The sequence below is a fragment of the Bauldia sp. genome (assembly GCF_965232525.1).
In the GTDB taxonomy this organism is placed as follows: Bacteria; Pseudomonadota; Alphaproteobacteria; order Rhizobiales; family Kaistiaceae; genus Bauldia.
The window spans coordinates 3479680-3495846 of record NZ_OZ246980.1; the positions used below are offsets into that span (position 1 = coordinate 3479680).

Genomic DNA, 16167 nt, shown 5'->3' on the forward strand with positions numbered 1-16167 from the left:
CGTTGTGGCACCGGCGACCGATTTGGCGATAGTATTCGCCGCTGACATAGGTGACACGGGGAGCAGGTCTTGGCGTTCTTCAATCGACTGGCCATCGGCGCGACGACCGTAGCGGTCTCCGCCCTCCTCGCCGGCTGCGGCGGTGATACGCCGGCCGGCATCGATCCGAGCGCTGGACCGCCGCCAGCGGTGACCGTGATCCCGGTCACCGAGCAACCCTTTGCCCAATCCGAAGAGTTCGTCGGCAAGACCGAGGCGTTCAGCGAAGTCGAGGTTCGCGCTCGCGTCACCGGTTTCCTGGCCGAGCAGACGTTCACCGAAGGTGCCGACGTCGAGGAAGACGCGCTCCTCTTCAAGATCGATCCCGCCGAATATCAGGCAGCGGTGGCGGCGGCGACCGCTGGCGTGGAACGCGCCGATGCAGTCTTAACAGAAGCGCAACAGACGCTGGAACGGACCCGCGAGCTTGTCGAACGCGAGACACTTCCGCAATCTAACCTCGACGAAGCGATCGCCGCCGAGGGCCGCGCTCGTGCTGACGTCTCGGCGGCAAATGCTGACTTGGAGGTCGCCAACCTCAATCTCGGCTACACGGAAGTCCACGCGCCGATCGCCGGACGTATTGGCCCAAGCGCGGTCGACACCGGTAACCTGATCGGACCCGACACCGGCGTTCTTGCCACGGTGATCGACCTCGATCCGATCCGGGTGTCGTTCTCGCTGGCCGAACGGACCTACCTCGAGGTCGTGCCTGCTTTCATGGCCGGGGAACTGCCGGACATTGTCCCGCGTATCCGCCTCGCCAACGGCGAACTCTTTGACCAAGACGGCACGCTGTCTTTCGTCGATAATCAGGTCGACCCGAATACGGGGACTGTCCGCGTCTTCATCGATTTCCCTAATCCGGATCGAATCATCCTGCCTGGTCAGTTCGTCAATGTCGTGCTGACCAGCGCCGAACCGGAACCGCAAATCCTGATTCCTCAGGTGGCGGTGCAACTCAATCAGACCGGGCCGTTTGTGCTGGTGGTCGACGGCGATAATCGGGTCGAGCTCCGCCAGATTACGACCGGCGCGATCGCGGGTGCCGACATCGTCGCCGAAAGTGGCCTCTCGGTCGGTGAGCAGATCATCGTCGACGGCATCCAGAAAGTTCGACCGGGCGGCGAAGTCACGGTGGTTCCCGCCGCGAATCCGGTTTCCGGCTGATGTTCAGCGCTTTCTTCATCGATCGGCCGAAGTTCGCCTTCGTCATTGCCATTGTAATGGTGCTGGCCGGGGTGCTGTCGTTGTCGCAACTCCCGATCGCGGAATACCCGGAACTGACTCCGCCGCAGATTCAGGTCTCCGCCACCTATCCCGGCGCTAGCGCCGATGTCGTCGAGGAGACGGTCGCGGCGGTGATCGAGGCCGAGGTCAACGGCGTCGAAGGCATGACCTACATGTCCTCGCGCAGTTCGAATGACGGTAGCTACAATCTGACGGTCACATTCGATGTCGGAACCGACGCCGATGTGGCCCAAGTGGACGTTCAGAACCGGGTTGCAGCAACCGCCGCGCGCCTCCCCGAAGAAGTGAATCGCTTGGGAGTCCTGGTCAATCAGCAGTCGACCGCGATTCTTTTGGCGTTGGCGGTTTATTCGCCAAACGAAACCTATGACGACATTTTTCTCAGTAACTATACCAGCATCAACATCCGTGACGCACTGTCCCGTGTGAATGGGGTCTCCGGCGTTTCCATCCTCGGTGAACGCGATTATGGGATGCGGATCTGGCTGCAACCCGACCGACTGAGCAGCCTGGGCCTCACCGCCACCGACGTCATCCAGGCGATCCAGGATCAGAACATACAGGTGTCGCCCGGCGCCGTCGGACAAGAGCCCGCGCCGCTAGCACAGCAGTTCCAATATCCGCTCCGTGCCAAGGGCCGGCTCTCGACTCCGGAGGAATTCGAACAGATCATCCTTCGCGCCGACAGCGATGGCACGGTCGTGCGACTGGCCGACGTTGCACGCGTCGAACTGGGCGCCGCCACCTATGGGTGGTTCGGTGAATTGAACAGTGCGCCGGCCGCACTCGTCGCGGTCTATCAGACGCCGGACGCGAACGCACTCGAGGTCTCGACGGCCGTGCGGGCGCGGATGGACGAGCTCGCTACGCGGTTTCCTGCCGATCTCGTCTACGACGTACCCTATGACACGACGCTCTACGTCGAGACGTCGATCGCCGAAGTGATCGTCACATTGTTCCAGGCTTTGGTCCTGGTCGTGATTGTCGTCTTCGTGTTCCTGCAGGATTGGCGAGCGACGCTGATCCCGGCGATCGCCATTCCAGTGTCGCTGATCACCACGTTCGCGGCGCTGCTGGCGCTCGGCTACACCATCAACACCATCAGCCTGTTCGGCCTCATCCTGGCGATCGGCATCGTCGTCGACGACGCGATCATCGTCGTCGAGAACGTCCAGCGCCACCTCGCCGACGGTCTCGATCCGAAGGCCGCAACCCGCAAGGCGATGCGCGAAGTGACCGGACCGGTCGTCGCGACAACGCTGGTGCTCCTGGCTGTGTTCATTCCCCTTGCCTTCACCCCCGGCCTAACCGGGCGGCTCTACATTCAGTTCGCCGTAACCATCGCGTTCGCCGTGACCTTCTCGTCGATCAACGCGTTGACACTCAGTCCGGCGCTCTGTGCCGCACTGCTGCGACCGCCGAAGGGGCGCAAGCGCGGACCCCTCGCCTGGTTCGAAAATGCTCTCACCGTGACGCGGAACGGCTACGTGTCGGTCGTCCGTCGCTTCATCCGACTGACGGCGATCGCCGGTGTCGCCTTTGTCGCCGTCGCCGCAGTGACCGCATGGATGGGAACCTCCATCCCGACAGGATTTCTGCCACCGGAGGACCGTGGCGCATTCTTCGTCGACGTGAAGCTGCCGGACGGCGCGTCGCTGCAACGGACCAAGACCGTTCTCACTGATGTCGAGACAATCCTCGAGGAAACGCCGGGCGTCGCTGACGTCATTACCGTTGGTGGGTTCAGTCTTCTCTCAGGCGCGATCGCGTCAAACGCCGCTTTTGGCATCGCGGTGCTGGAGCCATGGGACGAACGCGACACCCCAGAGCTCAGCCTGCGTGGAGTACTCCTCGGCGTGGCACCGAAACTGTTGGCCATACCGAGCGCGACGGTGCGCCCGTTCAATCCACCGCCGATTCCCGGTCTCGGGACGACGGGCGGCTTTGAATTCGTTCTTCAGGATACCGAGGCCAGAAGCCCGGCCGAGTTGGGCGCCGCGCTCAACGCAATGGTGATTGAGGCGAACGGCAACCCTGACCTCAGCCGCGTGTTCAGTACGTTTCAAGCCAATACACCGCAGTACTTTATCGATCTGAACCGCGAGATCGCCAAGACGCGTGGGGTCGATATCGGCGCCGTCTTTCAGGTTCTGGCGGCGAATTTCGGTTCGTACTACGTCAACGATTTCAATCAATTCGGCCGGCTTTATCGGGTTTATGTTCAAGCCGAGGGTGACCGCCGCGCCACGCCGGATCAGATTGGTGATCTGTTCGTCCGCAACCGCGACGGCGACATGGTTCCGCTCAGCGCTCTGGTGACGGTGGCACCGATCTTCGGCCCAGAAACTATCGAGCGCTACAACCTGTTCCGCTCCGCAACCATCAATGGCGAGGCGGCGCCGGGTCTCAGTTCCGGCCAGGCAATCGCCGCCATGGACGAATTGGCGGCGACGACCCTGCCGCCCGGCTTCACTTATGAGTGGACCGGCATGTCGCTGGAGGAGATCAAAGCGGGTGCCGCGGGGATGAGCATCCTCTTCCTGTCGGTGCTCGTCGCTTATCTGTTTCTTGTGGCCCAATACGAAAGCTGGACGACGCCGATCCCGGTGATGCTGTCGGTCGTCTTCGCTGCGTTCGGCGCGCTGAGCGTGCTGTTCATGCTTGGTGTCGCGCTAAACGTCTATGCGCAAGTCGGACTGGTATTGTTGATCGGCCTCGCCGCCAAAAACGCGATCCTGATCGTCGAGTTCGCGAAAAACCTGCACGAAGAAGGTAAGTCGATCCTCGATTCCGCCGAGGAAGCGGCGCGCCTCCGATTCCGTGCCGTCATGATGACCGCCTTCTCGTTCATCCTCGGCGTCCTGCCGCTTGCGCTCGCCGTCGGTGCCGGCGCCGGCGCGCGCCGCTCGGTGGGCATTACCGTCCTCGCCGGGATGCTCGCAGCAACCATCCTCGGCACGATCTTCGTTCCCACGCTCTACGTAATCTTCGCACGCATGCGGGAACTGGTCCGCCGATCGAAGCCCGAAGAGCCGGCAGAGACCGCGCCGGCCGAGACCCGCTAGCCGCGCGGTAGCTTGGCAAGCACACGCTCGAGCCAGGCGCGCGCCGCGTCGTATATACCGGGCGCCTCACTCTCTCGCGGTCCGGCAATGTTGAGGACGAGATTGTCGCCGCCTGCGGCGATCCAGGCCGCGGCTTCGCTAACGCCTGCCTCATCGACAAGCGCGGCAACCAGACAGGGCCGTCCTTCGCGCATCGCCAAATCCCTGGTCAGGGCCGTTCCCGGCGAAGCGTCCAAGCCGCGTTGATCGACCAGAATTAAGGTCCGGTCGCTGTCGCGAACGTTCCAGGCGGTACGTTGTTGCGGCTCGGTTGACGGCGTCTCTTGTAGCTCCGGATAAGCGGAGAGCAGCCCGGGCGGGGTCGGGTGATCTTCGGCCCAACCACCGCGAGGGCACCATCCGCCACGGGGGAGTCCCAGCCGCGCCGCGGTGTCGAGCGCAGCACGATCCACACCTGTCTGTCCGCCGGAGATTATCTTGATCACGCTTGCATCACCGTCCGATCCACCATTCGTGAAGCAAAGTGACCCCACCCGGGCGCTGTGTGCGGATATGGTCTCTGTGTCAAACGGTCGCACCCTGTGATATGCACTGAGGTGCAGCCCATCGGCTCATGCGCAAGGAGGGCATATCATGGCTGCGCAACACACGCTTGCGAATGCCGGCAGCGATGTCGATCTACCTGTCGTTCGTCGGATCGGGGTCGCGGATTTGCGAGCTGCGCTGGTAGCGGGCTACGCGGATTTCGCCGCCCGGCCGACTCACATCGTCTTTCTCGGCCTCATCTATCCGCTGATCGGTCTGGTGCTGACCAGGCTCGTCTTTGGTTACGATATCCTCCCGCTGCTGTTCCCGCTTGCCGCCGGGTTTGTCCTTATCGGCCCGCTGGCCGCGCTTGGCCTCTACGAACTCAGCCGTCGCCGCGAGGCCGGCCTCGACGTTCGGCTGCGGCACGCCTTCGATGTCCTGCGATCACCATCGATTGGTGCGATCGCGGCACTGGCCGGGCTGCTTCTGGTGATCTTCTTCGTTTGGATCGCCGCCGCGGATGCGATTTACGTTGCCGCGTTCGGACATGCACCAGCCGCTTCGATGTCCGGCTTTCTGAGCCAGGTATTCCAGACATCGGAAGGTGTGATGTTGATCATCCTCGGCAACGGCATCGGCTTCCTGTTCGCCCTGTTGGTGCTCGTACTTACGGTGGTTTCCTTTCCGCTGCTGCTCGATCGGCAGGTCAGCCCGGCCGTGGCGATCCTGACGTCGGTCCGAGCCGTCGTTGCCAACCCAGGACCAATGGCGCTTTGGGGGCTGATCGTCGCCGGTCTACTGGTGCTTGGTTCCATTCCGTTGTTCCTCGGACTGGCGATCGTCGTCCCCGTTCTTGGTCATGCTACCTGGCATCTCTACCGCAGGGTCGTCGAACCCGTAGCCCACTGAAGGGAACGCGATACACCGAGAGGCCCGGCGCAGTGCGTCCGGCCGTTTGCATTTACCCAACCCGGTCCGGCATGCTTCGACCGGGCCGCGTATGCGGTCGACATGACGAGGCACAACAAACCGGATGAGCAGGTCACGGCGTTGGGGACCCCTGCGCTGGGCTGCAGGCCTAGCGTTCGTGCTCGCGCTCGCCGCAAGCTGGCATTTCGGGACACGAACGGTCGATTCCTATGAGCTGCTGAGATCGGCAACGGCGCTGGGCCTTCCCGCCGTCGCCAACATCCGGCCCTGGATGACGCTCGGCTATGTTTCGGCGACCTACGATGCCGCGCTACCGCAACTGACCGAGAAACTCGGGCTTCCGGCCGATACGCCGGAGGACACCCCGCTCGGTGCCATCGCCCGAAGCAAGCGGATGGGGCCGATCATCTATGTCGAGGACGTCCAGGCTGCCGTGGCCGCGATCGTGCCCGGGGAAGCGAAGTCGGTCGGCACATCATCGGACATCGAGACCGAAACATCCGACGACTACCTTTCCGTGTTGCTGGCCTACCGCTACCCGGCCTTCGCCCTTTTGCTTCTGGTCGGGGCGATAGGACTGCCGGTGCCCACCGGCTTCTCGACGTTGCTGGCTGGCTCACTCGTCGCGATCGGCGACATGACATGGCCGATCGCGACGAGTATCGCGGTCGGCGCATCGGTAGCCGGTGACATTATCGGCTACGCGATTGGTCGGCTTGCTGACGAGAGCTTCCTCGATCGATACGGGCGATGGGTCGGCTATTCGGGCAAACGAAAGGATCGCATCCAGGAGCTGTTCGCGCGGTGGGGCGGACTGACGATCTTCCTGACGCGAACGCTCGTGTCGCACCTGAGTTCACTCGCCAGCCTGCTGGCCGGCATCAGCCGCTATCGCTTCCCTGCGTTCATTGCCTTTGCGTCTCTCGGTCGCCTGGTGTGGACCGCCGCCTATCTCGGTCTCGGCTACGTGATTGGCAACAACATCGAGGTAGCTGGATTGTTTCTGGAACACGTCACCGGTCTTGTCCTGTCTCTGGGCGTGGTGCTGATCGTCGGCACGTACCTTTTCGCGCCGCGAGTCGACCGCAAGACGGCCCGCGCCTAATCATGCCGCAGCAGAGCGCAGGTATCCTCATGTTCCGTTGTCGTCCGGCCGGTCCGGAAGTCTTCCTGGTGCACCTCGGCGGGCCATTCTGGGCAAAGAAAGACACCGGCGCGTGGTCGATCCCCAAGGGGTTGGTCGATCCGAACGAGGAGCCATTGGAAGCAGCCCGCCGCGAGTTCACCGAAGAGACGGGAACAATGCTCTCGGGTCCATTCCTGCCTCTCGGTTCGTTCCGTCAAAGCAGCGCCAAGATGGTCGTCGCTTGGGCCGTGGAAGGCGATCTCGACCCCGAGGCGCTGATAAGCAACACGTTTGAGATGGAGTGGCCACCGAGGTCGGGCGAGACCCGTTCGTTTCCGGAAGTGGACCGTGGAGGCTGGTTCGACTCAGCGACCGCGGAAGAGAAGATGATCAAGGGCCAGCGGCCCATCCTCGCCGCGCTCCACGCCGCCCTGGCAAACCGGAACGGTTAGCCGCGATTGGCCAGCCCGGTCACGATCAGGTTCCACTCCTCCTCATGCGACGCGTCGGAGACCGGTTTTCCGGCCCGGCGATACCAGTAGGTCGCATTAGGGAGGTCGCCTTCTACCCGGTGGAGATAGGCATGCACCCACGCCGCGAGCTCGCCCTCGTCAGCTTGAACGATCTTGTGAGCGCGATCCCAATCGCCTTTCTTCGCATGCCAAAGCGCCAGAAGCGGTCCGTCGACGTCAGGCGGCTGATCGCCTTCGAGCGATTTGTGAAACGCGGCCTGATCCATGGCTCGTATCCCTTATATTCTCAGCAGCAGATAAGCAGCGATCTGGCTCCATTCCCGATCGATCGGGTCCTTCGCCAGCGGCTGATCGGCTTTGATGTACCATGAGGCCGCGTCATCATGGGCGCCCAAACGGCGATGGAGATGGCCGCGAACCCAGGCGGCGTCCTTGCCGGTTTCCCCCTCGATCGCGGCGAATGCATGCTCCATGTTTCCCTTTGCGGCATGCCACAGAGCCGAGAGCAGTTTGCTTGTGCCGGCGGGCGGAGCGTCCCCGCTTGCGACCGATTGCTGGAACGCGGCCACGTCAGCAGCATTGTCCGCCATGATTATGTCTCCCTCCTCGCCCGCGATGTATCCGCGAAGCTACACTGTTCGGCCCTTACCACCAACGCTCGGGCGTAAACCGGCCGGCCGCTTCCTCGATGACCTGACCCACCCGAAACAGCATCGCTTCGTCGAAGGGCCGTCCTATGACTTGGAGCCCCAGCGGCAGCCCATCGTCATCGAGGCCGGCGGGGACTGCGATACCGGGCAGGCCTGCCATGTTCACAGTGACCGTAAAGATGTCGTTGAGGTACATCTCGATCGGCGACGATAAAGTCTTCGAGGCTACGCCGAACGCGGCGGTGGGCGTGGCCGGCGTCAGAATCGCGTCGACTCCGTCGTCGAAAGCCGTTTCGAAATCCCGCTTTATAAGCGCTCGTACCTTCTGCGCTCTCAGGTAATAGGCGTCATAATATCCGGCCGAGAGGACATAGGTGCCGATCAGCACTCGGCGCTTGACCTCCGTGCCGAACCCTTCCGCACGGGTCTTCTCGTACATCGATATGATGTCATCGCCGGGAACCCGCAGGCCGTAGCGCACGCCGTCGTAGCGCGCGAGGTTGGATGAGGCTTCCGCGGGAGCAACGATGTAATACGCCGGCAGTGCGTACTTGGTATGCGGTAGGGAGATATCGACGATTTCGGCGCCGGCGTCCCGGAGCCAGGATTTGCCCTGCTCCCAGATCGTTTCGATCACATGTGGCATTCCGTCCATGCGGTACTCGCTCGGGATGCCGATCCGCAGACCGCGGACGCTCTCGCCCACAGCGGCTTCGTAGTCGCCCAGCGGCACGTCGGCGCTGGTTGTGTCCTTTTCGTCGACGCTTGCCATCGACCTCATGAGGATCGCGCTGTCGCGGACCGTTCGGGCGAGCGGTCCGGCCTGATCGAGCGACGAGGCAAAGGCAATGATCCCCCAACGGGAACATCGCCCGTAGGTCGGCTTGACACCAACGATTCCGGTGAACGCCGCGGGCTGCCGGATCGAGCCGCCGGTGTCTGTCCCAGTCGCGCCAGCGCACAACTCGGCGGCAACGGCGGTGGCCGATCCACCCGACGAGCCACCAGGAACCAGCGGTGCATTGGAACCGCCCGATCGCCACGGGTTCACCACCGGACCGTAGCAGGATGTCTCGTTGGACGAACCCATTGCGAATTCGTCCATGTTGAGCTTGCCGAGCATGACGGCGCCGTCGGCCCACAGGTTGGATGTGACCGTCGACTCATAGGTTGGGCGGAACCCATCAAGGATGTGGCTCGCGGCCTGGGCATGAACGCCCTCGGTGCAGAAAAGATCCTTGATGCCGAGCGGCACGCCCTCCAGCGGCCGCGCCTCGCCGCTTGCGATCCGTGCGTCGGAGTCGGCGGCCATCGTCAACGCCATGTCCGGCGTCTCGGCGACATAGGCATTGAGGGCCCGGCCGGCCTCCATCGCCGCGAGGTAATCCCCGGTGACCTCGGTCGCGGAAAACGCGCCGGACGCGTAGCCGTCCCGTAGTTCGGCGATTGTCTTTCGGGTGAGTTCGCTCATGCGGCCCTACTCGACCACCTTGGGCACGATGAAGAACGTCTCCTCGCGCGCCGGCGCGTTGGCCAGAACCCGATCCGCCTCATCGCCTGCCGTGACAGTGTCGGCACGCTTCTTCATGTCCATGGCGACCACCGACGTCATTGGCTCCGCGCCGGAAACGTCGACCTCGTTCAACTGCTCGACGAAACCGAGAATGGCGTTCAGATCGCCGGTGAGCGCCTCGGCCTCGTCATTGCCAACCGCAATGCGGGCCAGGCGCGCAACACGCAGCACGGTATCTCTGTCAACCGACATGGGGAGTTCTTCCTGCAGGGTTGTCGCGGCTATAGCAGAGGCCAATTCCCGCCGGCAAGGCCGTCTCGCGGCTAACGTCGTCAATTGATTGCGGGTATGATTTGGCTCGATCGCTCGGGAACCACGATCAGGTCACCATCCGAATGTCGCGTGTGACAGAGAAGCCGCTGGACGAACCGCCACCCACCCTCTGTCGGGACTGCATGAGCAGAGCTGCCTCGCCGGGCGCGCGGTGCCGGACGTGCGGCAGTCCGCGCATCGTCCAGCATCAGGAGCTGCACGATCTGGCGATCGCCCATCTCGATTGCGATGCTTTCTACGCGGCCATCGAGAAGCGGGACGACCCGAGCCTTGCCGACAAACCGGTGATCATCGGCGGCGGCAAGCGCGGTGTCGTATCGACCGCCTGCTACGTGGCGCGCATTCGCGGAGTGCGCTCGGCGATGCCGATGTTCAAGGCGCTAAAACTCTGCCCCGACGCCGTTGTCATTCCGCCCGCGATGGGAAAGTACATCGCTGCTGGAACAGAGGTCCGCACCTTGATGCGCGAACTCACGCCGGCGGTCGAGCCGATATCCATCGACGAGGCGTTCCTCGATCTCGGTGGAACCGAACGGCTGCATCGCGCGACATCGGCACAATCGCTTGCCCGTCTGGCACGCCGTATTGAGGATGAGATCGGAATTACGGTCTCGATCGGACTCTCGTTCAACAAGTTCCTCGCCAAGGTCGCATCCGATCTCGACAAGCCGCGTGGCTTCTCGGTGATCGGGAAGGCCGAGGCGATCGACTTCCTCAAACCGAAACCGGTGAGCCTGATCTGGGGTGTCGGAAAGAAGATGCAGGAGCGCCTCGCCAGGGATGGGATCGAAACGATCGGGGCCTTGCAGCGTATGGATGAAGCAGACCTTGCGCGGCGCTATGGATCCATCGGCCTCCGGCTCGCCCGCCTTGCGCGAGCCGACGACAGCCGGAACGTCGACCCGCGCAGCGGGGCAAAGAGCGTCAGCGCCGAGACGACCCTCGAGAACGACATTGCCGATCCACACGCGCTTCGCGCCATCCTGCGTACCCTGTCCGAGCGCGTATCGCGACGGCTGCGCAGGGCCGATCTAGCTGGCGCGACCGTAACGCTCAAGCTCAAATCCGCCGACTTCAAGCTCCGCACGCGGAGCCGCCAGATCGGCGACCCGACCCAGCTCGCCGATCGCATCTTCAGCGCCGGCAGTCACATGCTCGACAAGGAAGCCGACGGCACGCTGTTCCGCCTCGTCGGTATCGGCGTGTCAGATTTCGCCGACCCCGATCTCGCCGACCCCGACGATCTTGTCGACGAGGCAGCGACGAAACGCGCGGCCGCGGAAGCAGCGATGAACCGTATCCGTGATCGCTTCGGCAATCCGGCAGTGGAGACCGGTCTCGTATTCGGCGAGAAGAAGCCTCGCGGTTACGATGGCTGACCGCAGCAAGCATAGCGCACGACTGGGTTTGCCTTGACCCCGTCAAGCAATTCATAGGATGATAGTCGTTGGGAGGAGACGGCATGGTCAACCGGTCACAAACGCCTAAACGGTGCGGTTCGCCTGTCGTCCACGTCAATCGAGAGACCGCTGGTCGATGACGACGACGCAGACCGAGACGGATGCGTCGACGACCGATTTCAAGTCGATCGTTCGGCTCGAGAACGTCCAGAAATTCTTCGGACCGATTCAGGCGCTTCGCGATATCGACGTCGATATCGCCCGCAATGAGATCGTTGGCCTGATCGGCGACAACGGCGCCGGCAAGTCTACGCTCATCAAGGTTATGACGGGCGTGCTGGCGCCGACAGCGGGACGCATTTTCGTCCGCGACCGCGAGATCAACCTCGCCGACTATTCTGTTCGGATGGCACACGATCTGTCTATCGAAACTGTCTACCAGGACCGTTCGCTGGCCGACAAACAACCACTGTGGCGGAATTTCTTTGTCGGACGGCAGATCACCAACCGGCTCGGCTTCATCAACGTAAAGCGCGAGAAAGAGATCGCCGACCAGATTCTCAAGGAGGCGATTGGGTTCCGTGGCGTCGGCATCACCGTGGACTCGACGGTGGCAAATCTGTCGGGTGGCGAACGCCAGGGCATCGCGATCGGCCGCGCGATGCACTACAACGCCGATCTCATTATTCTCGACGAGCCGACCGTCGCGCTGGCCGTTGCCGAAGTCCGTAAGGTCCTCGATTTCGTCAGACGAATAAAGGAAAGCGGCCGGGCCTGCATCTACATCGAGCACAACCTCGCCCACGTTCACGAAGTGGCAGACAGGCTGATCGTTCTCGACCGCGGCAGGATCGTCGCTGAGATACTGCCGAAGAACATGTCAGTGATGGAACTGACCGAGTACCTCATCGACATTCAGCGCGAGGCCTAGAGGGCGGCAATGGCGAAACCCGGCGCCCCGTCTCTGGTCGATCGGTTCGAGGGCCTCCCGATCATCATCGTGTTCTTCGCTTTGTTGGCGCTGTTCATGTACACCGCGCCACAGGTTTTCCTTCAGCCGTTCATCTACACGACGTTCCTCTCGACGCTACCGCCCCTCCTGCTCCTCGCCCTCGGGCTGACATTCGTGATTGGCGCGGGCGAGATCGACCTGTCGTTTCCCGCGATCATCTCGTTTTCGGGATTCACCTTCGCGATCCTGTTCAAGGAATACGACCTCGGCTGGCTCGCTGTGATCGTGGCGCTCGCCGCCGGGATCATGGTCGGTTTCCTCAATGGCATCATCATCGCCAAGATCGGCATCCCGTCGTTCATCGCGACACTCGGTACTCAGTTCTTCTGGTTCGGCATGGCGACGGTACTGTCGGGCGGAAAGTCATACGCCCTGCGCGGCGCTGACGAGACCTCTGTTTGGCAGTGGATCGTCGGCCGTCCGTTTGCTGGATCGGAGACAATATGGGTCGGTCAACTGCCGCTCCAGGCGCTATGGACCGCCGTTATCGTTCTGGTGCTGTGGGCGGTGCTGAAGCGGCACCGGTTTGGCGAGCACGTGCTCTTCATCGGCGACTCGAACGCTGTGTCGCGGGTGGTCGGCATCGATGTCGATCGGGAGAAGATCAAGGTCTTCACCCTTATGGGCGGGCTGGCGGCCGTCGCCGCCATCATGCTGACGCTGGAGAACAAGAACTTCTTCGGGAACCAGGGGCAAGGTTACCTTCTCACCGCGATCGCATCCGTCCTGATCGGTGGAACATCGATCTTCGGCGGTCGGGCCACCGTGATCGGTACCTTTTTCGGCGCGTGCATCATCTTGATGATCGAGCCCGCGCTGGTTGCGACCGGTCTGACCGGCGCCTGGGTGCGCACGGTCCAGGGGCTCGTCTTCCTGACCGCGATTGTCTTCTATCTCTATGTCGACGAACCGCAGCGCCGCGCGGCCTTCTTTGCGCGCATGGGGTGGTCGAGAGGGTTCGGCCGGACCGCCGAAGAAAAAAGTGGCGGTCGGGCTCGACCGAGCGCGGGCGCGACCCGCCAGTAACCACCATGAAAGGGAGAGAGAGCATCATGACACTGAACAAGAAGCTACTCGCGGGCGTCGCTGCCGTGGCCATGATCACCAGCGCCGGAACGGCGTATGCCGACAAGATCGGCGACGGACTGGTCATGTACATGCAAATGGGCGGGAACCCGGGTGACGGCGCCACGCTCGCGCGCCAGACCGGCGCAGCTCAGGCCGCGGATGCCTTCGGCATCGACCTGAAGGAGCAGTTCTCCGCCTGGGCGCCCGAGACGATGATCAACCAGTTCAAGGAAGCCGTCGCGGCAAAGCCCGACTGCATCCAGATCATGGGGCACCCCGGTAGCACGGCGTTCTATGACCTCGTCGAAGATGCCGTGAACCAGGATATCGTGGTCACTATCGGCAACTCGCCAATGACCGAACTGCAGACTGACTTCGGCACGACAGGGACTGGCTATGCCGGCGTGAACCTCTATGAGGGCGGAAAACTCACTGCCGAGCACATGATCGCTCAAGGTCTTCAGGCCGGCGATAAGGCGATGGTCTACGGTGTCTTCAGCCAGGCCGAGCGCGGCCAATCAGAAAAGGGCTTGGCCGATACCCTCGAAGGGGCCGGCCTGAACGTCGACCGGCTGGAGATCACCCAGGAAGCCAACTCCGACTCATCGCTCGCCGTGCCGATCCTGACCGCCTACATCCAGGCGAACCCGGATCTGAAAGCGATCGGCACCCAGCACGGTGGGATCACCAGCGTACTCGCCGATGTGCTCCAGAAAGCCGGTAAGCAGCCCGGGGACATCATCGTCGGCGGCATCGACCTGGCGCCGGCGACGATTGACGGGCTGAAGTCTGGCTATGTCTCGGCGACGCTCGACCAGCTCCTGTACTTGCAGGGCTTCATGCCGGTGTTCCAGTGCGTGATGACCACGAAGTACAAGATGCCCGGCCTGTCGATTAACACCGGCGCAGGTACGGTCACGCCCGACACGATTAACGATCTGGTCGAACTGATCGACGCGGGTATTCGCTGATCCGAACAACACGCCAAGAGCGCCGGCGAGGATTCCCCTCGCCGGTGTTTTTTCTGCTTACGCGCCCGAGCCGCGCCGGCGCAACGGCAGCATGGCGAGGATCCCGAGTGCTGGGCCGATCGCCAGCCCGGCCAGAACCAGCGGCCAACCGAACGACGCGGCCAGGATCGGTGTGACCTGCACAGTGACAATCGTCAGCGCAAAGCCGATCGCGGTCTGGAGGGTCATGAGGCTGCCGGCCAACTCCGGCGGCGCGGCGTCAGCGACCAGGGCCGAGAATTGCGCAGAGTCCGGGATGACCGTGATCCCCCAGATCATGATCAGAATGAAGGTGAGCCACACCGGTCCGCCGAAAGTCAGAGCCGTCAGCACCGCCGCGATTCCGCTCAATGCCATCGCGGCAATCGTAACCTCGGCCTTGCCGACCCGATCGGCTGCGGCGCCGGCGAAGACACAGGCGATCGCACCCAACGCGATAGCGAGAAACGCCGTGAGCTTTCCCAGAGACTGCGCGGCGTCGGTGTCGATGGTAACGGCAAAGGAGGCCGCCGCCGCCGCGCCGATCCAGGCCCACATGGCATAGAGCTCCCACATGTGGCCGAAGTAGCCGAGGTAAGCGTTGCGGATACGCGAGTCTTGCCACGCCAATCTCACAGCAGTCGGCGTGAAGCGCGGAGAAACCGCGTGATGTGGGCCGAGACCGGCGCAAAGCACCAGCAGCCCGCCAACCCCCGCGAGGACCGATATCGCCAGAACCGTCGGCCGCCAGGCTACGCCACCCAGAAAGGCGGCGAGGTATGGCAGACTACTGCCCAGCGTCAGCGCACCGACAATCAGGCTGACCAACAGACCACGGTCACGCGTCCCCCACCCTACCGCGATTTTCATGCCGACCGGATAGACGCCGGCAAGCAAGGCGCCGGTGGCAAAGCGCGCCGCAATCGCTGCGTCGCCGCCGATCGGGGTGATCAGCAATACCGCGTTGGCGAAAGCCGCCAGCAGTGCCGAGGCGGCGACGACACGGCGCGGGTCATAACGATCGGCAATGCCGCTGGTGGCGACGGCTAGGGCGCCTGCAACAAAGCCCGCCTGCACCGCGCTCGAAAGCAGAGCTTGCCGGGCTGGGGTGATCGCCACTTCGCGGACCATGTCAGGCAGCACTGCCGCCGACGTGAACCACAGGCTCATCGCCGCCATTTCGGCGACGATGACGAGAGCGATCGATGAGCGTTTTGATGAGGTCATGAGGGTGGCATACAGCACGAGTGAGGGTCTTGGCCTTCCGATCACGCAACGGATGACCTGATCGTGAACAGCTGGGCGTTCCGACGCCTGCGATTTCGGGAATCGGCGGTGAATAAACCCATCGCCTCATGTGTCTTATCGCATGGAACGGACGGTTCCGTTTCGCCAAGCACATCTCAAGGAGCTACCGATGAAAACCGCTATCGCATCCTGCGCCGCTTTTTTCCTTCTCGTTGGCGCGGCCGCCGCCGCACCGGTCACCACTGTGGCCACCGCGAAGGGCGATGTTCTCGCCGGAGAGAACGAGCTAACGCTTTACACCTTCCGGAACGATGAAGCCGGGCAATCCAACTGCTACGACGGTTGCGCCACTAACTGGCCGCCGCTCTTTGCCGGCGATGAGGAAGTGGCCGCGGAGCCCTACTCGATCATCGTACGCAACGACGGCACCAAGCAATGGGCCAAGGACGGCATGCCGCTCTATTTCTGGATCAACGACACCAAGAAGGGCGACATCACCGGAGATGGCGTGAACGGCGTTTGGGATCTCGCCCGCCCCTGAA

General features: G+C 62.8%; 16 protein-coding genes. 10 read left to right on the forward strand and 6 right to left on the reverse strand.

Annotated features, from left to right (window positions below; genetic code table 11):
• Positions 1 to 69: 69 nt before the first annotated feature.
• Positions 70 to 1209 carry an efflux RND transporter periplasmic adaptor subunit gene (locus ACO076_RS16475; RefSeq protein ID WP_421723913.1) on the forward strand — a complete coding sequence of 380 codons (1140 nt, stop codon included), beginning with the start codon at positions 70 to 72 and terminating at the stop codon, positions 1207 to 1209.
• Positions 1209 to 4355, forward strand: coding sequence for an efflux RND transporter permease subunit (locus ACO076_RS16480; protein ID WP_421723914.1), 3147 nt, complete (start codon positions 1209 to 1211; stop codon positions 4353 to 4355). The genes ACO076_RS16475 and ACO076_RS16480 overlap by 1 nt, the downstream gene beginning before the upstream one ends.
• On the opposite strand, the gene ACO076_RS16485 is transcribed toward ACO076_RS16480, so the two are convergent.
• On the reverse strand, positions 4352 to 4840 hold the full coding sequence (locus tag ACO076_RS16485) for a putative molybdenum carrier protein (protein ID WP_421723915.1): 489 nt from the start codon (positions 4838 to 4840) through the stop codon (positions 4352 to 4354). The two genes, ACO076_RS16480 and ACO076_RS16485, sit on opposite strands and share 4 nt — an antisense overlap.
• Before the next feature lie 148 nt (positions 4841 to 4988).
• On the opposite strand from ACO076_RS16485, the gene ACO076_RS16490 reads away from it, so the two are divergent.
• From ACO076_RS16490 to ACO076_RS16500, 3 genes are all read left to right on the forward strand, one after another.
• Positions 4989 to 5792 (forward strand): DUF2189 domain-containing protein, encoded by an 804-nt coding sequence (locus ACO076_RS16490; RefSeq protein WP_421723916.1) that lies wholly within the window; start codon positions 4989 to 4991, stop codon positions 5790 to 5792.
• A gap of 124 nt (positions 5793 to 5916) precedes the next feature.
• Entirely contained in the window at positions 5917 to 6918 is a 1002-nt protein-coding gene (locus ACO076_RS16495) for a DedA family protein (protein ID WP_421723917.1), read from the forward strand.
• 2 nt (positions 6919 to 6920) lie between these two features.
• Positions 6921 to 7391 carry an NUDIX domain-containing protein gene (locus ACO076_RS16500; protein ID WP_421723918.1) on the forward strand — a complete coding sequence of 157 codons (471 nt, stop codon included), beginning with the start codon at positions 6921 to 6923 and terminating at the stop codon, positions 7389 to 7391.
• Here ACO076_RS16500 and ACO076_RS16505 read toward each other — a convergent pair.
• Genes ACO076_RS16505 through gatC form a run of 4 tightly spaced genes read right to left on the reverse strand, consistent with a single transcriptional unit; the run spans position 7388 to position 9827 of the window.
• Complete coding sequence (locus ACO076_RS16505; protein WP_421723919.1) at positions 7388 to 7678, reverse strand: hypothetical protein; 291 nt, start codon at positions 7676 to 7678, stop codon at positions 7388 to 7390. The genes ACO076_RS16500 and ACO076_RS16505 overlap by 4 nt on opposite strands.
• 12 nt (positions 7679 to 7690) lie before the next feature.
• Entirely contained in the window at positions 7691 to 8002 is a 312-nt protein-coding gene (locus ACO076_RS16510; RefSeq protein ID WP_421723920.1) for a hypothetical protein, read from the reverse strand.
• 55 nt (positions 8003 to 8057) lie between these two features.
• Positions 8058 to 9533, reverse strand: coding sequence for an Asp-tRNA(Asn)/Glu-tRNA(Gln) amidotransferase subunit GatA (gene gatA, locus ACO076_RS16515; RefSeq protein WP_421723921.1), 1476 nt, complete (start codon positions 9531 to 9533; stop codon positions 8058 to 8060).
• A gap of 6 nt (positions 9534 to 9539) precedes the next feature.
• Positions 9540 to 9827, reverse strand: a complete 288-nt coding sequence (gene gatC, locus ACO076_RS16520; RefSeq protein WP_421723922.1) for an Asp-tRNA(Asn)/Glu-tRNA(Gln) amidotransferase subunit GatC — start codon at positions 9825 to 9827, stop codon at positions 9540 to 9542.
• Positions 9828 to 9970: 143 nt separating this feature from the next.
• Here gatC and ACO076_RS16525 point away from each other — a divergent pair, with 143 nt between their 5' ends.
• The 4 genes from ACO076_RS16525 (at position 9971) to ACO076_RS16540 (ending at position 14359) form a co-directional block, all read left to right on the forward strand.
• A complete protein-coding gene (locus ACO076_RS16525) occupies positions 9971 to 11287 on the forward strand; it encodes a DNA polymerase IV (protein ID WP_421723923.1) in 1317 nt (438 codons plus the stop codon).
• Between the two features lie 157 nt (positions 11288 to 11444).
• A complete protein-coding gene (locus ACO076_RS16530) occupies positions 11445 to 12239 on the forward strand; it encodes an ATP-binding cassette domain-containing protein (RefSeq protein WP_421723924.1) in 795 nt (264 codons plus the stop codon).
• Between the two features lie 9 nt (positions 12240 to 12248).
• Positions 12249 to 13346: an ABC transporter permease gene (locus tag ACO076_RS16535; RefSeq protein WP_421723925.1), complete on the forward strand. Its 1098-nt coding sequence runs from the start codon at positions 12249 to 12251 to the stop codon at positions 13344 to 13346.
• 26 nt (positions 13347 to 13372) lie between these two features.
• A complete protein-coding gene (locus tag ACO076_RS16540; RefSeq protein WP_421723926.1) occupies positions 13373 to 14359 on the forward strand; it encodes a substrate-binding domain-containing protein in 987 nt (328 codons plus the stop codon).
• A gap of 57 nt (positions 14360 to 14416) precedes the next feature.
• Here ACO076_RS16540 and ACO076_RS16545 read toward each other — a convergent pair whose 3' ends face one another.
• Positions 14417 to 15604 (reverse strand): MFS transporter, encoded by a 1188-nt coding sequence (locus ACO076_RS16545; RefSeq protein WP_421723927.1) that lies wholly within the window; start codon positions 15602 to 15604, stop codon positions 14417 to 14419.
• 190 nt (positions 15605 to 15794) lie between these two features.
• On the opposite strand from ACO076_RS16545, the gene ACO076_RS16550 reads away from it, so the two are divergent.
• Positions 15795 to 16166, forward strand: coding sequence for a hypothetical protein (locus ACO076_RS16550; protein ID WP_421723928.1), 372 nt, complete (start codon positions 15795 to 15797; stop codon positions 16164 to 16166).
• Position 16167 lies beyond the last annotated feature (1 nt).

What these genes read in the sequence shown, in the direction of transcription:
- ACO076_RS16545 (WP_421723927.1), bottom strand. Translation starts at nt 15,604, where the DNA reads ATGACCTCATCAAAACGCTCATCGATCGCTCTCGTCATCGTCGCCGAA.
- ACO076_RS16525 (WP_421723923.1), top strand. Translation starts at nt 9,971, where the DNA reads ATGTCGCGTGTGACAGAGAAGCCGCTGGACGAACCGCCACCCACCCTC.
- ACO076_RS16490 (WP_421723916.1), top strand. Translation starts at nt 4,989, where the DNA reads ATGGCTGCGCAACACACGCTTGCGAATGCCGGCAGCGATGTCGATCTA.
- ACO076_RS16535 (WP_421723925.1), top strand. Translation starts at nt 12,249, where the DNA reads ATGGCGAAACCCGGCGCCCCGTCTCTGGTCGATCGGTTCGAGGGCCTC.
- ACO076_RS16550 (WP_421723928.1), top strand. Translation starts at nt 15,795, where the DNA reads ATGAAAACCGCTATCGCATCCTGCGCCGCTTTTTTCCTTCTCGTTGGC.
- ACO076_RS16505 (WP_421723919.1), bottom strand. Translation starts at nt 7,678, where the DNA reads ATGGATCAGGCCGCGTTTCACAAATCGCTCGAAGGCGATCAGCCGCCT.
- ACO076_RS16495 (WP_421723917.1), top strand. Translation starts at nt 5,917, where the DNA reads ATGAGCAGGTCACGGCGTTGGGGACCCCTGCGCTGGGCTGCAGGCCTA.
- gatA (WP_421723921.1), bottom strand. Translation starts at nt 9,533, where the DNA reads ATGAGCGAACTCACCCGAAAGACAATCGCCGAACTACGGGACGGCTAC.
- ACO076_RS16480 (WP_421723914.1), top strand. Translation starts at nt 1,209, where the DNA reads ATGTTCAGCGCTTTCTTCATCGATCGGCCGAAGTTCGCCTTCGTCATT.
- ACO076_RS16510 (WP_421723920.1), bottom strand. Translation starts at nt 8,002, where the DNA reads ATGGCGGACAATGCTGCTGACGTGGCCGCGTTCCAGCAATCGGTCGCA.
- ACO076_RS16500 (WP_421723918.1), top strand. Translation starts at nt 6,921, where the DNA reads ATGCCGCAGCAGAGCGCAGGTATCCTCATGTTCCGTTGTCGTCCGGCC.
- gatC (WP_421723922.1), bottom strand. Translation starts at nt 9,827, where the DNA reads ATGTCGGTTGACAGAGATACCGTGCTGCGTGTTGCGCGCCTGGCCCGC.
- ACO076_RS16530 (WP_421723924.1), top strand. Translation starts at nt 11,445, where the DNA reads ATGACGACGACGCAGACCGAGACGGATGCGTCGACGACCGATTTCAAG.
- ACO076_RS16540 (WP_421723926.1), top strand. Translation starts at nt 13,373, where the DNA reads ATGACACTGAACAAGAAGCTACTCGCGGGCGTCGCTGCCGTGGCCATG.